At 41.8% G+C, this 17,449-nt stretch carries 10 protein-coding genes; 1 reads left to right on the forward strand and 9 read right to left on the reverse strand.

Annotation, left to right across the window (positions count from 1 at the left end; genetic code table 11):
- Positions 1-39 precede the first annotated feature (39 nt).
- The 8 genes from UWK_RS08960 to UWK_RS09000 form a co-directional block, all read right to left on the reverse strand.
- Entirely contained in the window at positions 40-1,083 is a 1,044-nt protein-coding gene (locus UWK_RS08960; RefSeq protein WP_015404051.1) for a sugar-transfer associated ATP-grasp domain-containing protein, read from the reverse strand.
- 11 nt (positions 1,084-1,094) lie between these two features.
- Positions 1,095-2,324 (reverse strand): O-antigen ligase family protein, encoded by a 1,230-nt coding sequence (locus UWK_RS08965; RefSeq protein WP_083907257.1) that lies wholly within the window; start codon positions 2,322-2,324, stop codon positions 1,095-1,097.
- 11 nt (positions 2,325-2,335) lie between these two features.
- Positions 2,336-3,475 (reverse strand): CapA family protein, encoded by a 1,140-nt coding sequence (locus UWK_RS08970; RefSeq protein WP_015404053.1) that lies wholly within the window; start codon positions 3,473-3,475, stop codon positions 2,336-2,338.
- 3 nt (positions 3,476-3,478) lie between these two features.
- Positions 3,479-4,510 carry a sulfotransferase family protein gene (locus tag UWK_RS20165; protein ID WP_015404054.1) on the reverse strand — a complete coding sequence of 344 codons (1,032 nt, stop codon included), beginning with the start codon at positions 4,508-4,510 and terminating at the stop codon, positions 3,479-3,481.
- A 41-nt stretch (positions 4,511-4,551) separates the two neighbouring features.
- Positions 4,552-5,853 (reverse strand): oligosaccharide flippase family protein, encoded by a 1,302-nt coding sequence (locus UWK_RS08980; RefSeq protein ID WP_015404055.1) that lies wholly within the window; start codon positions 5,851-5,853, stop codon positions 4,552-4,554.
- A 51-nt stretch (positions 5,854-5,904) separates the two neighbouring features.
- Positions 5,905-9,834, reverse strand: a complete 3,930-nt coding sequence (locus UWK_RS08985) for an RIFT barrel domain-containing protein (RefSeq protein ID WP_015404056.1) — start codon at positions 9,832-9,834, stop codon at positions 5,905-5,907.
- 38 nt (positions 9,835-9,872) lie between these two features.
- Positions 9,873-12,203, reverse strand: coding sequence for an O-antigen ligase family protein (locus UWK_RS08990; RefSeq protein ID WP_015404057.1), 2,331 nt, complete (start codon positions 12,201-12,203; stop codon positions 9,873-9,875).
- A 207-nt stretch (positions 12,204-12,410) separates the two neighbouring features.
- On the reverse strand, positions 12,411-14,741 hold the full coding sequence (locus UWK_RS09000) for an O-antigen ligase family protein (protein ID WP_015404058.1): 2,331 nt from the start codon (positions 14,739-14,741) through the stop codon (positions 12,411-12,413).
- A 266-nt stretch (positions 14,742-15,007) separates the two neighbouring features.
- Between UWK_RS09000 and UWK_RS09005 the strand changes: the two genes are divergently transcribed.
- A complete protein-coding gene (locus UWK_RS09005; protein WP_015404059.1) occupies positions 15,008-16,411 on the forward strand; it encodes an ATP-binding protein in 1,404 nt (467 codons plus the stop codon).
- Positions 16,412-16,479: 68 nt separating this feature from the next.
- On the opposite strand, the gene UWK_RS09010 is transcribed toward UWK_RS09005, so the two are convergent.
- Complete coding sequence (locus tag UWK_RS09010) at positions 16,480-17,448, reverse strand: UDP-glucuronic acid decarboxylase family protein (RefSeq protein WP_015404060.1); 969 nt, start codon at positions 17,446-17,448, stop codon at positions 16,480-16,482.
- Position 17,449 lies beyond the last annotated feature (1 nt).

Here is a 17,449-nt window from a genome sequence, read left to right on the forward strand (position 1 = left end):
CTGTTGAAATAGGGAAGATTTTCCCCAGTTATTTTTTAATTAGACTATGTCATTGTGTTTATAAAATTGCAATGTGCGGTTATCTAGTAGTAAGCCACCATGACACTGTAAGACATCTGGGTCCGGATGATGGTTGCCTTCAATGGCACAAATCCCATCATCGGTTAACAATATATCCCAACCGATACACTTTAGATAAGATAGATGGCCAGCAGCCTGTAACAATTGTTCTTTGACTTCATTCCATTTTGGAACTGAGCAATCTTTTATAGGCGCCCCAGTGTCCGGATGTGATTCATACCATTTGAGAGATGGTGTATGAGGGTGCGTGGCGGCTGAACTCAGGTTGCCAGTCTTAAAGTCAATCATTGAACTTAATCCTCCTTTGGTGAAATTATCATGAGGAGCTGAGGTCTTGTTGCCGATTCTTTGGACTGCGCGTGCAATAAAAGGTTTTTTGGTATCTTTGTCTATAAGTGTTACAATTCGCATTGTGTTGGTTGTTGTGGGGTTTAGACTACGTGGAAATGTACCTTGTTTTATATATTCTGTGATCAGGTAATTGTTCAGCTGTTCTAACTGAGCTATGAGGTCAGTTTTCTTTATCATTTTACCATTAATGAAAATCGTGCCATTTTTTTCTTCCACAAGCATTATTCCATCACCTCCGCCACCAGCTACTGGTTTTAAGATGATAGGGCTTTTGTGGCAGTACTGAAAAAAATCATTCCATGTGTGCAAACCGGTATCTAAAGATGTAGCTAACAGCTCCCCATTTAGAATCAGGCCGTATGTTTTCGGTACTTTGATATAATCCCCTGCAATTTTTGCAAATAAAAATTTATTACTTAGGATATCTGTATAGGGATCATTGACCCAACGGGCCATAGAGGCATGAACATCTGATAAGTAATTTTGATAACTATTCTTTTTCAAATTATATAAAATATACTTTTCTGCAAGAAAACCACGTTGCCATAGCAAGCATTTTTGATGGATAGGTAAGGGAAAGGAATTTCGTATATCTTTAAGAAAGATATTCAGGTAGCTCCGAAGTAAATAGTATTTGGTTTTAACGGTCATTGGTTCTCTTGCTATGTCGCACCAACATATTTTGGGCGCGATTTTGTAGGTTCATGTGTTTTTCTTAATATTGCTGATGAGTAAGCAATAAGTAATCCAAAATAAAATGCCCCGGGTGCCATTAGATGTCCAGAGTATATATTTACTAAAAACAAAATGACATATCCCATAACCAGAGATGGTGTAAACGGATGACGGATCTTATAGCTTTTCAAAACAAGTATTAACATTTTGATATGTAGCCATATTAAGAAACTTATCCCCAGCAAACCGAAATCGTGCATCAGCTGAATCCAGTCACTGTGAGCGTATTTTCCGCTCTTATTCATGATCTCACCGTAGTATATGTATCCCGTGTACCTTTGTACCGATTGAATACCGAAGCCGAATATGATATTCGATGGTTCGCTATGGATCCAATGGCTTATTAGCATTGAGTACATCCGGTCTCTGCCCGACCCACTGGTATCCTGGAAGCGCGTTTGGATAGCATCCCAGTTTGTGGCTAGAGCATACGAACTGATGATTGTCAGGATTATGAGTACTTTGAGTAGTTTGATGAGTTTTCGTATATTACCATGTATTATTATATAAGTTAATCCGTAAGCAAAAAGAGATAAGACAAGGGCAATCATCGCTCCTCGTTTAACCGTTAGTAAAATTGCGAAGATGGCCAATGCAAAACCAAAATTTTTCAATCGGGATTTTTCTGTCATAAATAATAGTGGAAGGCACCAGAGTAAAAGATAGGCGCCTGCATTTTGTCCAGCTTCTGTTTCGGGTAATGTCATAAAATAGATGGTAAAGCCTGCACTGATCAAAATTGTTGAAATGATCATTTGTTGCAATTTTTTTTTTGAGAAAATACCTGAAAGAGAAAGTCTATAAGCTACCACTGTTGCAATCAACCAAAAGATAATTCTTATGGAATAATACAGATTATCTAGAATATTTAGTGAAAGTGCGGAGTAAATGATATTTAGTGCCGCATAGAAAGTTAGAAGATGGCCAAAGGGGAAATTGAATTTTCGGAATTGGAAACCTGTGCGTAGGAGATAGATAGAAAGCATGGCAAACAGGAGTGCACGAAGGCTCTTACTGAAAGGAAAATCAACCAGGCCGAGATCATAAAGCCAGTCCGACAAAACAAGTAGCACTACTCCAACATAAAGGTAGCGCATAGTGAAACGATCCGCTAGAAATTGGTAATTTGTTATCCTGTTTTGCTTGGATGTGGACATTGTTGTCTTAATTAAAAATCTATGTTTTCATTACGCCATAATGTTTCAAGCGCTTCTCTGTGTACTTCACATGTTACTGTATTTTGCTGAAGCATCTTTGTTTTCTTTCTGTAAAACCAGTCGCTAAAATGTAATTTCTTATTCAGTATTCGTAGTAACCTGTTGTGACCACGAATTCGGCTTGCATGTAAATATTTTTCTTCTAGACAGGTTTTTAGCCATTTCTTGTGAACTGTTTCTTCGCTAATAATCTCCTTTGAGCGCTGCTCAAATCCGTTAAGACATTTATCGGATTGTTTCGGTGTCATACGCCTAATCCCAGGTATTGTACATGATTGTAAAAAAGGAATCCATTCTACATGCAAAGTGTTGTCAGGTGCGAAACACAATTTAACCAATATGCCCTGCATTACAGATGGTTTGCTCATGGGGCGCGGTTCGAAAATAAGATTACCTTGCCCGTAAACAATTAGGGCTCCTTGGTAATATTCATAACAGCCGATACAATGTGAGTGCTGGCAAATAACAACACCTGCACCTTCCTCGATTAGAAATCGGCATAACTGCTGAAGACGTGGAGTAGGATATGGATAGTGCTCTTTGCCACCGTGGACTAATACAGTGAGAAAGTCGTGTTTGTTACGGGTGTGACGCAAAACTCGCACTATCTCAATTATGTCAATAGGATTAGCTCCTCCCTTGTTTTTTTCCGCGATACTGAATTCATGTTCAGCTATGCCCAAAAAACCGAAACGCTGTCCATTAATTTCATGGACAAAAACTTGGCTGGCGTCTCTCTGGTTGACACCGGCACCAAAGGAATTGATGCCTGCATTTTTACAGGCAGACAGAGTACTGCGTAATCCTTGCTCGCCATGGTCTAGAATGTGGTTGTTGGCGAGGTTGACTGCATTAATCCCTATCGAAACAAGTCCTTGGGAACAGTCGCTAGATACTCCCAGACAATTCCCACTTTTTTCAATTGGGCTTTCCCTTTCAATGAGCGGACATTCAAGATTGAGTACCGTAAAATCGGCTTGCCTGAACACAGGGAGGAGGTCATTAAGGATTGCTTGGGCATCGCCTGTTTGAAACAAAATCTCGTTAGATCCTACAGGACAGACATCTCCACCAATAAGTATTGTTGTCATGCCTTATTTCCTATTACTGCTGTCGTTGTTCTTGTTGATATCTGCCTGAAACCGGTCTTTTGTAAAGCTATACCAGACAGGGTATCCAAACTGACGTCCGAACCATCCTACTAATAATGCATATATTGTTTTTTGCAAAGTACGCAAGTTTTGACTCCATCTTATGTCTAGTCGAATATCACATGCCGATATGTCAAATCGAGACGGACTCCCACCTATGTTATGCCTTCCTATTCGGTCTATCTGTGACATCGTATCACTGTATGGTATGTTAAGGAAAACACAGATTTTTTTTAACTCCCTTCTAGGGGCAACACAAAGGTCTTCGTAGCGTATTTCTAGCTTCTGGGGGGCAGGGATTTCCTTCAATACAGCCAGTATACTAGAGTTTTTATAGAGCCAAGAAGTGATCCCACGCATAAAACCAATTAAACTGTATGTAGTACGACTGTGGTGTCTACGGTTTTTTGAGAAGCTAACTGCTCGTCCATCGCGAATCAGATGGATAACCTTTAGTCGCGGACGGGGAGTTAATAATGTATAGCCCATTAGTACATTTGGGTTTTTAGATGAATCGACAACTAAGTGGCAACCAGACACATTAAATGCACAAGTCACTATCTCATTTCTAACTATTGCTGTTTGTAGCTCTTCTTCTAGATTATAGAGCAATCCCATGAGCCAGCGGCGTATTGTGTGGCTAGGGACAGTTAATGCCAAGATTGATAGAAAAACTCCTTTCAGGACGTTTGGGTCTTTGGAACTGCACGTTGTGATTTCTGTCCAATCCAGTACCCCTCGTTGCTTTATTTCTGTTTGAATTTTGAACCAAAAGGGGCAAGTGTCGATATTATCGCCACAAGAACATTTCCATCCCCAGGACCAACCTGGTCCTTTGCGTTTTATATGCGAATCTAGGTGATGAAGCTCCCCTACACTCTGGATCTGTTTGTGAGCTCCTAGTAATTGATCTAGTAAAGTAGAACCTGAGCGGACATCAGAAGCTATGAAAAGGAGTGTATTTACATCGCCCATATTGAATCATTTGGTTTGTATTTAGTAAGATGAAATATGGTTTAGAGACATGTGGTTGGTAATTTTTTTATGTATTTTGTTGCTTTTAGAATGTAAACTGTTGCTAAGATAACTTCGCCTGCTAACAAAGCTATAGCCGCACCAGTTGCTCCAAAATGTGGTGCTAAGATTAAACAAGCTGTTAACGACACCATACCTGCTGCTAATCTAGCCGAAAAGAATACTTTGTCTATACGTAGTAAAATTATGAATTGTCCCAAAAGAATATCAAAGACATAGGCTAGCAAACAAATTCCAAATAATCTAAGTACCCAATAGCCGTTCGCATACTCAGGGATAAAAAATGTAAGCAGTATCTTTTTCGGAATAACAATTGCGGGCAATGCAATTATACTTACAGCAAGTATAGCAAAGGCAAGATAGATAACTAAAAAATGGATGATACCCCGTCCAGAGATTGAGCCTGGAGTGGTTTGTCGTGCTAAAATTGGTCTGCCTATTCGCGCAATATTTTTCAGGAGCAACGTACCGATACTAAGCAACTGGAAGGAAGCGCCATACACACCTAAGTCAGAAAATCCTGCGGCATGTTTTAACGCTATGCTATTCAATGCGGTCAAGGCAAGAGTAGCTAGGCTAGCCATCCACAACCATTTATTACTACTTAATAAAGCAAAAATAGATTTTTTAGTATGTTTTATCGACATGCCTTTCAGGTTCGGTGTGAGCCGTTTCCATGCATAGTGATATTGTAGAATGAGGAAAAATAAGACAGCAATAGTTAGGGCACCACCAATCAGTTCGAGATTTAGACGTGCCGGTTCCAAGAACAAAACAGTCCAAATTAGTATAAAGTATATTGTTCTTTCAGCACATGAGTATATAGCATGGCGCCCCTGACATTCCCAGACATCAAAAACGTTGGCTATTTGTAAGGGGCTTAACATTGTTGCTATACAAATCCAAAACATCCCCCAAGAGATATTTAGAATGGAGTCTGGTAGAGTGACCAGTATAAGCAAGGTGATGCTACAGAGGCAAAACAGCAATCCGCGAATTAACAAACTAACCGTCAATGTTTCATTGAAGCGCCCTGGGTAATGAGTGAGATCTCGAATTAGCGAACGATCCATGCCAAAACGGATATTGGCCGCTAGAATGGTGCCAACAGCTATTGCGTATGTAAGCTCACCAAACTTTGCTGCTCCTAGTGCGTTGGCTATTTTGATAGTCGTGACAAACCCCAGTCCTGCCATGTAAATATTAGAGAACAATAAAATGCTTAGGTTATTCAGTCGTCCGCGTTGTGTTTTGAATAGTGTTTTTATATAAGCTGTGTGCATTTCTTGCTTATCTGGCAGTTGTTGTATTGCTTGGCGGTCTATAAGTTGTAATTAAAATTTTTTGCATTTTACTGGAATTTTCTTCCCTTGTCTGTTTAAAGCACCTAATATTTCGTTTGTTTGTAATAGCACTTTAGTTGATTTGTCTTGTTTGTCAGGTATCACAAATGGGACAAAATTATCCTCATATCGAACAATATCTGATATTCGTAATACTTGGTAGGTTCCACTTCCGGGGCCAAGGGCTATCCATTCCGGGATGTTTGCCAAACTAAAATCGTTTGTAGCTTGCTTACCAAGCCTTGAGTGTAGTTTACTTGGGAATGACCATATTCTCTTGTATTTTTTTCCATTTATGAAAATATGGAAAATTTCTCTTGCATGAGAGTACTTTTGAGCACCATGTTCCTTAGTTGTATCTGTTGTAGCTGTTGCATCCCAAGTAACTGCGATGTGAATCCATTGACCTTGCTTGGGGAAAAGTCTGGCATGAGTTCCAAATTTTGTTTTGTTTTCTCTTTTTGCATATTTACTGGTACCACATAGGAAATCTAAAAAGGCATAGAATCGGTGTCCTTGCCCATAACGATACCTGATTTGGATATCCCCAGCTGAAAGTAGCGGAATGGATAGATCTCGTTTACCTGGGATTAGTAAATCAACAGCTGACCAGTCAGGCTTGTAATAAAATTCAATTGTCCCTTTCAATCCGGGGAAGTTTTCATAACTCCCATCTGAAAGGCTCTTTCCTCGAGGAAATCTAATCGTTTGATCGCCTGTTAATTGTATCCCCTCATTGCTTTTCAATTGTGTTGCTTGGGCAGATGTTGAAGTGTTTTGTGTTCCATATTGATTTGGAAGCTTTGGAGATGTAGGAAAAAAGTATCTGTCAGGAGACAGGAAAGCGATATAAGGAGTTATGTCTTTGAATTTGACAAATGCCGGATCCTCAGATTGAATTTTCCAGAGTCCGTTTGTCCCATTTGTTGGGATTGATAAATCGCCATATGTTTTTCCTGTGCTTTCAACTGCTGGTGTTTGGTTACTTTTTGTGATCGTAACTTCTTTATTCGCAAAGAGGTTTATGTGGGTAAGCTTACTGTCTACAAAGAAAAAAAACGGTTCATCTTTTTCAAGCCAAAAACCTTCAGGACATTCCAACACAATATGCTTTGCATTCGTATTGAGTATGGTGAAATCGCCACGGTTGTCATGTCCGAGCCTGTACGTACCGGCGATATTTGATGCTGGAATTTCCAGGTGGTAGTAAAATGGGGTTATTCCCGGTACGTCTCGTTGTGCTAAGCGTTTTTCTACTTTTAAGATATGGTGATTTTTTACTGGTTTCTGGTCCGGTCCAAGCAGAATAGGGGTTACATGATCTTCCTGGGCGACATTAAAGAGTACCTCAATATTTAGAGCTTGTCCCGGAGACTTCTCAAACACTGCCATTGATACGGAAGTAGAGTCAAAGACTTTTTTTAGAACAGGGAGTTGCTTGACGATACCTTTGTAATCTTTAAGCCCTTTCATAATTATGGGGAGACTGAGGCAGGCGTGGTAATTGAAGCTCTGACCATAGTACTCTGGGCTGCCCTTTGAAGACTTTAGTATCTCTTTGTATTGGCTTGTTGATGCTTCCATAGATCTTCGAGCAAGTTGGAGGTATTTGTCCTCTCCAGTCATTCTCCACGCCATTGTATAGTACATTCCTGATGCATTTTGGTATGCAATGGGTTTTGCATAGTCCCCTAATTCAAAGCGGTATTGGTAATCTATCATTTTTAAAAACCCTTCGCGTGCAAGAGGGGCTTCTGTCAGGCGGTAGTAATCCAGAAGTGCTATGGCATTTCTGCTGATTTTATAAAGGGGGCCTGGAGGCATGTTAAGGGACACTCCGTTTGGAGAGTTTAGATCTATGATGTCTTCTGCCAGTGAATGTAACTGCTTACCTAGTTCTGGATCCCAATTCATTGAGTAGAGCCAGGTCAGGTAACGAAGGGGAACAAATGCTCCTCTTCGAGATTCTGGGGTTTGCAAGAATGAATATTTTTTTACTGCCTCACCGAAATTCTTTGCAAGTTCCCACATCTCCCAATCACCAGTGAGATAGAACTGTAAGAGATAGTTAGATATATCTGCCCCTGATCCGTCTGGTTTGCCGCTCACCCACCTCCAGTAGATGGGGTAGGAGCCAACACCTTCTCCACCTTTTAGGTTTAAGTTGTTGGGTAAGAGTCCGTAAGCAAAACCACCTTTGACTTTCCATGATCTGTCTTTATAATTACCGACTGGTCCATAATCCCAGTGGTGCATATTCATGTCACCTGCAAAACGATTGAATTTGGTTCCGTAGTCGAAATATTTCCTCTCACCCGATCGTGCATAGAGTGTCCAGACATTTTTACGGAGATGATAATCGACCAGGCCACTAATGCGCCACCAGGTTGCATAGTATTCATTTGTTTCAGGATCTTTGTTGTAACGGGTTGCAGGATTGCTTCCCCATGCGATGTACCCGGTTAATGGGAAAAGATGTTGTGGAACCAATACAGTCTTGTCAAAGAAATCAGAGATAAACTTTTCTGCAACGGGAAACTGTTGCGTGTCTTTTGGGAGCATTGGGGGCCCCATTGTACCAGAGTCACAAAGCCATTTGTTACCAGGAAGAGAGATAACACCTCTGCTTGCTGTGTTGGCTATTGACTCAATTTCTTTAATTGTTTGATTCGCCGTATGTGGTAGAACCCAGAGTGTATGGGTTTTTGCAGATGCCTGGGCATTGCTTGGTATGGTGAGAACCCCTGATTCTCCGATATCAGCATAATTTGTCCATTTTCCCCAATAGTCTTTGACCAGTGTTTCTGTCCGAAAATCAAGTTCTTTTCCACCCCTCTCAGACCAGAGGGCCGCTGTAATGCCTGATTTACTCACGGTCAGTTCCTTTGGAAATTGTTCGGCAAGGTCTTGGAGTACAATTGTAAGCGATTGTTGAGGCGACCTAAGACTGCACCAGTCTCCACATGCTGTTCCTGATTGTATTGTTGTATCTATAGTATTCTTTCTGTGAATGAGAGAAAAGTTTGATGATTTTGACATGAAATGAGGGAAATCAGTTTGTGCCATTGATGTCTGCTCATTTTCAGTTACAGGGATCTCTATAACTTGCCCGGTGTCATGGTTGCTAATGTCAAACAGGGCTGTAGACTGCTCTTGGAGCATGGTTGAAAAATGTATCTGGATATTCTTAAACCAGACCTTGTTGGTATCTTCTGTTAAAACAAGTTGGTGGACTATTTTTACATATGGGCTGTTGGCATAGAAATGCATCCAGATAATACCACGTGCAATCTTCTCAGACTTGTTTTCGGATATGTACCATCCTTCCTTGCGGATGACTGTCCACATAGGCCCTTTTACAAGGAAACTGGTACTGAGTTCACTTGATTTTCCCCCAAAAACAGCTTTGTTACCTTGATTGTCTATTACTGTTGCACCTTTTCCGCTCTGGTAAAGGATTCTTTTGTTTTGAATAACTGCATTTGTGATTAAGGCATCATCATTATTGATGGAAAATGTACCGGCTCCAGTATCGATTGTGACGCCGTGGTTGTCTTCAGTAATGGATATACCATTTATTGTTTGTTCAGTCGGGAAGGTTTCATCTATAGTGAGATGGTATTGTTTGCTTTGAAAACCGTGGAAATTTAGAAGCACCCATCTAATGCTCCCATCTAACCATGTAGCTGTCACATCTATTTGACACGGAACCGCAGTGCCATTTTCTTCTCTTAGGACGAGCTGTTTAATATCGGAAAGGGTTTTTTTGGGGAATGGGACTCCTGTTGCGATTGGCCAGCTTTTTACTGACTGCTCTGGGTAATTTATTGTAATAGGGATTGATTCTATAGCTGCTGCGTTGTTTGTATATATGCAACAAGAGAAGAGTATGGAGACTAGGATGATGATACACTTTTTCATGGATAAGTTCTCATCTGCGTATCACACAATGAACAGGGTTACTCAAGAGCTTGTAATTGGAACTTGATCTTTTCATTACCTGGGTCGAGAATCAGGGCCTGTTCGTATTCCTGTTTGGCTTGTAATAGGGCTTTTTGCTCTTTGTAGTGGTTCGCTAAAGTGACATGGAAGGGGGCGTAGCTTGGTAGCCATTTAATTCCGAGTTGAAGGATATTCACGGCATCGGCTGTACGATTCTGTTTTTTATAAAACCAGAAAAGTTGCATGAAGTATTGAGGCTTTATATGTTTTTCTACTTCGAGAAAATCTAAGGAGCGACTTCGATAGTATTCAGCCTCTTCAATGTCCCCAGCTCTTTCAAAATATTCACCAAGTGTTATCCAGGCAGCCGTTGTTGAAGGGTAAAATAATGCGATTTCTTCTCGTGTTAGATCCGCAGCCAATATAAAAGCAGGGAGATTACGGGCCACTTCTGGATATCTTTCCGTACCTTGCCTTAAGATACCAAGAGCCTGTTCAGTTTTTTCTTGCTGCAAATACCATTCTGCCAGAGTAAATATCATCTTCTCTTTGTTCTGACTTCTTTTGTAACCCTCCTCCATGAGAAATGATGCTTGGTTATAGCTACTCAGAGGAAGGGAGAGTCCGATTCTTTGAAGATATGTACCTTCGAGAGGATCCCTTTCGGATGCATGAAGGAAGTTGTTGAATGCAGGCTGGTTTTGTTGAAGGTAAGAAAAAATAGTACCTCTATAAGAATAGTAGAGCCCTTCCAGCGGGTCAAGGGAGATAGCATTGTTTATTGTCGTTAATTGTTTTTGGAGAAGCTTTTCGGAAAGCCTGGGGTTGAGATAGATTTTTGAGGCCTCTTTGTGCAGTTGTGTTGCTTTGATTATTCCTCCCTGGAAGGCAAGAGTCAGGAGGAGTAATGGAAGGGCGACCAGGAAGCTTAGTTTCCAGTATGAAGGCGCTTCTTGTAACAAGGTTGGTCTGTTGCGAAAATGAATGCGGGTGTTTCCTGCTGATATCAGGATTCCACAGAGCAGGAAGAAATAGAGCCCGTTGGCTCCATTATGCATATTAAAATCAAATATGCTGTGGACAAGGATTGATAAAATAGCGGAGAGGCTACCAATAATAAGAAAAATTGAATAGGTGTCTTTCCGGAGCGTGAGACCTTTGAAACCATGTTTTAAGATTGTAAAGACAAAAAAGGCGCTTAGTAGAAAACCGATAAGTCCACCATCGGTGAGCAACTCTATGTAGTCGTTGTGGGCATGGCCAACTGTCCTTGAGTCGGGTTGGATATTGTATTGCGGGTAGGCGTGAACGAAAGTGCCAAATCCTGTGCCACTGAGAAGGTTGTCTTTGATGAGTGGGGCGCAGGCTTGCCATATTTGCCATCGACCAAAGACCAGGGTGCCTGTTTCGGTTGTACTGGAGTTGAACCTTGCGAATAAAGAATCCCAGCCAAACCATGTCATTGCCAGTAATACGCCTCCAATAATAACGGTGGGCAGTATTAACCCAGTGTTTTTTGTCTTTTTACTAGCAAGCAGTAAAAAGAATAATAGTGCCAGTGTGGCTGAGATAGTACCGCCGCGAGAGAGGCTGAGGAAAATAGACGCAAGAATAAGAACAGCGCCAAAACCTAAGAAAAAATGAATATTTGATCCTGGCGTTGAGAATATGGAAACTATGTTGTGTCGGAATGTCCGGTGTGTCGTCTTGTGTGGTCGATAGAAAAAAAACAGGGCCAAAACTATTGGAAACAACAGCTCCATGAATCCTGCGTAGTGGTTATAATTGATCCAGGGGCCGAATGGCTGGGTTCTTTCTGGAACGGGGCGAAACCAGTAGATAAGATCGGGTGATGTGAATTTTTGAAGAATTGCTAAAAAGGCTATTATGGTAGCAAGGCCTGCAATAATTTTGACGGTTTTTTTGAGAAGGGATGAATTACTTAAAAGTTGTACGGTGAGTATGTAAAAGAACGCATAGGAAGTGATACGGAGAGCTTCAAGTAAAGTGGATTTTTGGTTGACTGTTAATGGTATCCATTGATTATTCTCTTGTAGATCGAGTATGGGGGCGTATGCCTGGTAAATACCGGGTGCGATAAAGCTCACAAGTGAGGGGGGGAGTGGTATTAATTGTACCCACATAAATAGCAACAAGAGGAATAAAGGAATAGCACCGGGAACTTTTAAAGGCACTTGTGACTTGTGACGTATTTCCCAGCAGTAGATGATTGTTGTCAGGAAGATCAGAGCTTCAACAAGACCTATTGACCATGTTTCAACGCTGCCAAAGGCGAGTGGTGCGAATAGAAGGATTGCAACAAAGAGCTTGTAGGAGATGTGTTGCATATTTTATTGTTCCCTGTGAAATGGTCCTTTCAACTGTTTTTTCTCATCACACTATTCATTGATCGTTCATTGGATGCCCTACAGAAAGAATTTTATATCCATACAAAGATCAAAATCGGTTCTGGAAATGTCTCCAGAATGGAGTTCGTTTCAAAAGTAATACCCGAAATTACTTCTTCAATGAAGATTCACTTAAGATATCAATTGCTACTTGATGCTCTCTAAACGTTTTTTAATTGTTTCATTACCAGGTTCGAGAATTAATGCCTGCTCGTATTCCTCTTTGGCGCGGTATGGGATGTCCTGCTTTTTGTAATAATCTCCCAGGTGGATATGAAAGGGAGCGTAGTCCGGTAACCATTTGATGCCAAGGTAGAGCGTGTTGACTGCCTCATCTGTTCTTTTTTGTTTTGTGTAAAAATAAAACAACTGCATAAAGTACCCAGGCTGGATGGTTTCTTCCTGTTCCAGGAAGTCCAGGGCATGGCTTCTGAAATACGCACTGTTTGTAAGCTGTCCTGATTTTTCGAGATACTCTCCAAGTGCTATCCAGGCGGATGCTTTGGGAGGGAGGGCGGCACTCATCTCTTCTCTTCTGAACTTGTAGAATTGAAAGAATGCAGGAATACGTTTGGCTATATTAGGAAACTGCTCGGTACCTTGTTTGAGAACAGTCAGTGCCTCTTCGCGATCACCCTGTTGCAGATACCATTCTGCAAGGACAAAGACGAGTTGTTCTTTGTTAAGGCCCTTTTTGTAACCTTCGGCCATTAAAAGAGACGCCTGTTCCTTTTTCTCTGGTGGTAACAGGAGTGCAATCCTTTGCAGGTAAGCCCCTTCAAGAGGATCTTTACGGCTGGCCAGGATATAATTGTCCAATGCCTCTTTATTTTGCTCAAGATACGAAAGGAGGTTCCCTTTGTAGGAGGAGTAGAGTCCCTCCAGGGGGTCAAGTTGGATGGCTTTGTCAATTGTTACCAGTTGCTCCTGGAGGAGTTGTGTAGACAGTTGCGGGTTTAGGTAAATTTGGGAAGCCTTACTGTGGTACTGTTGTGCTTTAAAGATTCCGCCCTGAGTGGTGATGGTCATGATAAGGAGTGGAAGGGCGGCCAGGTAGCCCAGTTTCCATACTGAAGAGACTTCTTTGAGTAATGTTGGCCTCTTGCGAAAGTGTAGCCGGGTGTTTCCGGCGGAGACGAGAACTCCGCAGAGGAAGAAAAAGTAGAGCCCGTTTGCTCCGTTATGCATGTTAAAATCGGTGATGCTGTGGATAAGGATTGCGAATATTCCACTAAGGCCAGCGATAATTAACAGGGTGGAATAGGGTTCACGGCGCAGGGAAAGCTTTCTGATACCGTTCTGAAAGATTGTGATAACAAAACATGCCGCAAGCAGAAAACCAATAAGGCCACCATCGGTGATAAGTTCCAGATAGTCATTATGGGCATGATCGAAAACATCGGATGTGGGGAAGTTACTGTATTGTGGAAACGTGTGGATGAAAGTACCCCAGCCGGATCCGGTGAAAAGGAAGTCTTTGATGAGTGGGGCCAGGTTTACCCATAAAGGTAATCTGCCTTCAGTTATGGAGCCATCTCCGGTTGTGGTAGCATTAAAGCGTTCAAGAATGGGATCCCAGCCGAACCAAGTCATGGTAAGCAGAATACCTCCGACGATTATCAGTGGGAATATGCTTCCAGTTTTCTCGGATTTTTTTGTAAAAAGAATCAGAAAAAAGAACAGGGCCAGGGTTGCAGCAATAATCCCGCCTCGTGAAAGTCCTATAAAGATAGATGTCAGGATAAGTACAACACTGAATCCCAGGAAAAAATAAATATTTGAAGCCGGTGAAGACAATATCGAAACAGCCTTGGAACGAAACGATTGCTTATCTGTGAATTTGGGCTTGTAGTAGAAGGAGAGGGCAAGCACCAGTGGAAAGACTAACTCCATAAATCCCGCGTAATGATTTCTGTTTACCCATGGTCCAACGGGACTTGCGTTTTCGGGAGCCGGCCGGAACCAGTAAATAGTGTCGGGAGATGTGAATTTCTGCAGAATCGCTAGAAAGGCAATGGCTGTGGCAAGTCCCGCAACTATTTTTACGGTTTTGGTGAGGAGTTCCCTGCGGCTCAAGAGCTGTACTGTGAGAATATAAAAAAATGCGTAGGAAGTAATCCGAAGGGCTTCGAGCAGGGTGGACTTTTGATTAACAGTTAGTGGAATCCATTGATTATTGTCCTGTACGGCAAGTATGGGGGCATATGCCTGATAGATACCGGGTGCAATAAAATTTACCATTGAAGGTGGAAGTGGCATCAGTTGCAGCCACATAAAAGCAAGTAGAAGAAAGAGAGGGAGCAGGCCGGGAACTTTTAGTAATGCGTCTGATTTGTGACGTGTTTCAAAGCAGTACACAAAAGTTGTCAGGAAAACAAGACCTTCAACAATCCCTATTGACCATGTTTCTACACTTCCGAAGGCGAGTGGTGCGAAAAAAAGGATTGCAACAAAGAACTTGTAGGAGATGTGTTGCATATCGTATTGTTTCCTGTGAGAATTCAAGACTGTTATTTGTAATAAAGATTACGTATTTTACATGCCTTATGATGAAATATCAAATTGTTAAATCTAAATGGCTGAATGGCTCTTCTGGCCGTGGATATTAGGCTTGTTGTTGGGTAATATTTCAAGTCCCCCTGATGCTCTTAAATGTTTCTATTTATCAAAACAGGCCATTGAAACAGTAGTCTCATTATTGTATAATGGGTGTGTTGCGAGACGTAAACAACGGGGGTATATAAATGATGCGACGACACCAGTTTCAATTTCTCTCTTCATGGCTGCACAACAAAAACCGTAAACCTTTAATTATCCGTGGTGCGAGACAGGTAGGCAAGTCAACATTAGTAGAATTATTTGCCAAGGAGCAAAATCGAAATCTCTGTAATGTTAATCTGGAACGTTACCCAGAATTATCTGCGGTTTTTTCAGGGAAAGATCCAGGGCAGATTCTGCAGGAGATAGAGTTTCTCCCTAATCAGAGTGGAATCAGTGGTGACACTCTTTTGTTTCTTGATGAAATACAGGCTGTCCCTGAAGCAATCCCTGCTTTACGGTATTTTTATGAAGATATGCCAGACTTTCCTGTTGTTAGTGCCGGTTCACTGTTGGAATTTGCATTGGCAGACCATACTTTTTCCATGCCTGTTGGAAGGATACAGTATTTACATATGGGACCCATGACTTTTAGTGAATTTCTTCTGGCAACAGGTGAGGACAAACTTTACAATTTTATTCATCAATATGAGGTAGGGCAGGAAATTGGAGAGGTCGCTCATCAGAGGTTGTTGCAATTACTTCGGTCCTATTATTTCGTTGGCGGCATGCCTGAAGCTGTCGCAGTTTTTGGAGAAACGCGCAGCTATAGGGCTGTTAGCGAGATACATAACTCCATAATCGAAACCTACCGTGATGATTTTCCCAAATATGCGGGATCAAGAAACTTGAGTCGAATGCAGAATGTTTTTAATTTCGCAGCCAGAAATGTTGGTGTAAAAGTAAAGTACTCTAATATTTCATCACGGGATCAGAGTGTTACAATCAGAAAAGATATAGAATTGCTGACAATGGCAAGGGTGATAGGTAAAGTTGTTCATAGTAATTGCTCCGGCTTGCCAATACAGGCTGAAAATAAGGAGCGAGTGTATAAACTGCTCTTTTTGGATATAGGTCTGATGAATGCTATTTGCGGCCTGGATTGGAGAAATCTTTCTCAAATGGACGAGAAGAAGGTTATTAATCAGGGTGCTATTGCAGAACAATTTGTGGGCCAGCATCTGCAGGCAATGATGGCTGACAAGCCGAATCGTGAATTGAATTATTGGTTGCGGGAGGGAAAATCATCTAACGCTGAGCTGGATTATGTTGTTGGCTTAGGGGGGAGGATTATCCCAATAGAGGTGAAATCAGGTGCAACCGGAACATTAAAATCCCTGCATCAGTTTATGGGAACAAAAAAAACTGACCTTGCTGTTCGGTTTGATGCTAATCTGCCAAGTAGTCAGCAGGTCAATACTGTAATTAACGCAGATAAAGAATGCAGGAACGTACAGTATCAGCTCATTTCACTGCCCCTATATCTGGTAGAGCGGCTTGAATCGCTCATTTCTGAACGTAGGACGTTGACACAGCACCTGGAAAATTAAGATCATTCTTTGCAAGGTCAGGTTAAGAAATATGCAAAAGGAAGATATGATGTCACCATTTTCGGAAATCAGATTTTCCTTGAACCCTCAAGTTGTTTCTCAAAATAAGGGATTGTGGCTTTAAGGCCTTCTTCAAGTTGAATTGCAGGTGTCCAACCGAGTACTTCTTTTGCCAGGGTTATATCCGGTTGTCGCTGGGTGGGATCATCACTGGGGAGTGGCTGATACTCAAGTTTTGACTTTGATCCGGTCAGCTTGATGATGGTTTCTGCCAATGTTTTGATAGTAAACTCATTGGGGTTGCCAGTGTTGATGGGGCCAATAAAGTCATCAGCTGTTCCCATTAGCCGTACAAATGCTTCAATGAGATCATCTACATAGCAGAAAGAGCGTGATTGGGAGCCATCACCATAGATGGTAATTGCTTTGTTCTGTAATGCCTGCATGATAAAGTTTGAGACAACCCGACCGTCATTGGGGTGCATATTGGGTCCGTAGGTGTTGAAGATACGGGCTACCTTTATGCGCAGGTTGTGTTGTCGGTGGTAGTCGAAAAAGAGTGTTTCCGCGCAGCGTTTTCCTTCGTCATAGCAGGAACGTATGCCATTTGGGTTAACCTTCCCCCAGTAGGACTCTGGTTGGGGGTGGATCTCAGGGTTTCCGTAGACTTCACTGGTGGATGCCTGGAAAATTTTTGCTTTGACCCGTTTGGCCAGACCCAGCATGTTGATAGCACCATGGACACTGGTTTTGGTGGTCTGCACCGGGTCATGCTGGTAGTGGATAGGGGAGGCTGGACAGGCCAGGTTGTAAATTTCATCAATCTCAATATACAGAGGGAAGGTTACATCGTGACGAATGATCTCGAAGCTGGGATTCCCCAGAAGGGAAATGATGTTGTCTCTGGTGCCGGTGAAGAAGTTGTCGAGACAGAGGACTTCGTGGCCGTCGTTCAGCAGGCGCTCGCATAGGTGAGAACCGAGGAAGCCAGCACCACCGGTGACAAGAATACGTTTTTTTCTGTTGTAGTTTTGCATA

Origin of the sequence: Desulfocapsa sulfexigens DSM 10523, from assembly GCF_000341395.1 — a bacterium.
GTDB classification, from domain to species: domain Bacteria; phylum Desulfobacterota; class Desulfobulbia; order Desulfobulbales; family Desulfocapsaceae; genus Desulfocapsa; species Desulfocapsa sulfexigens.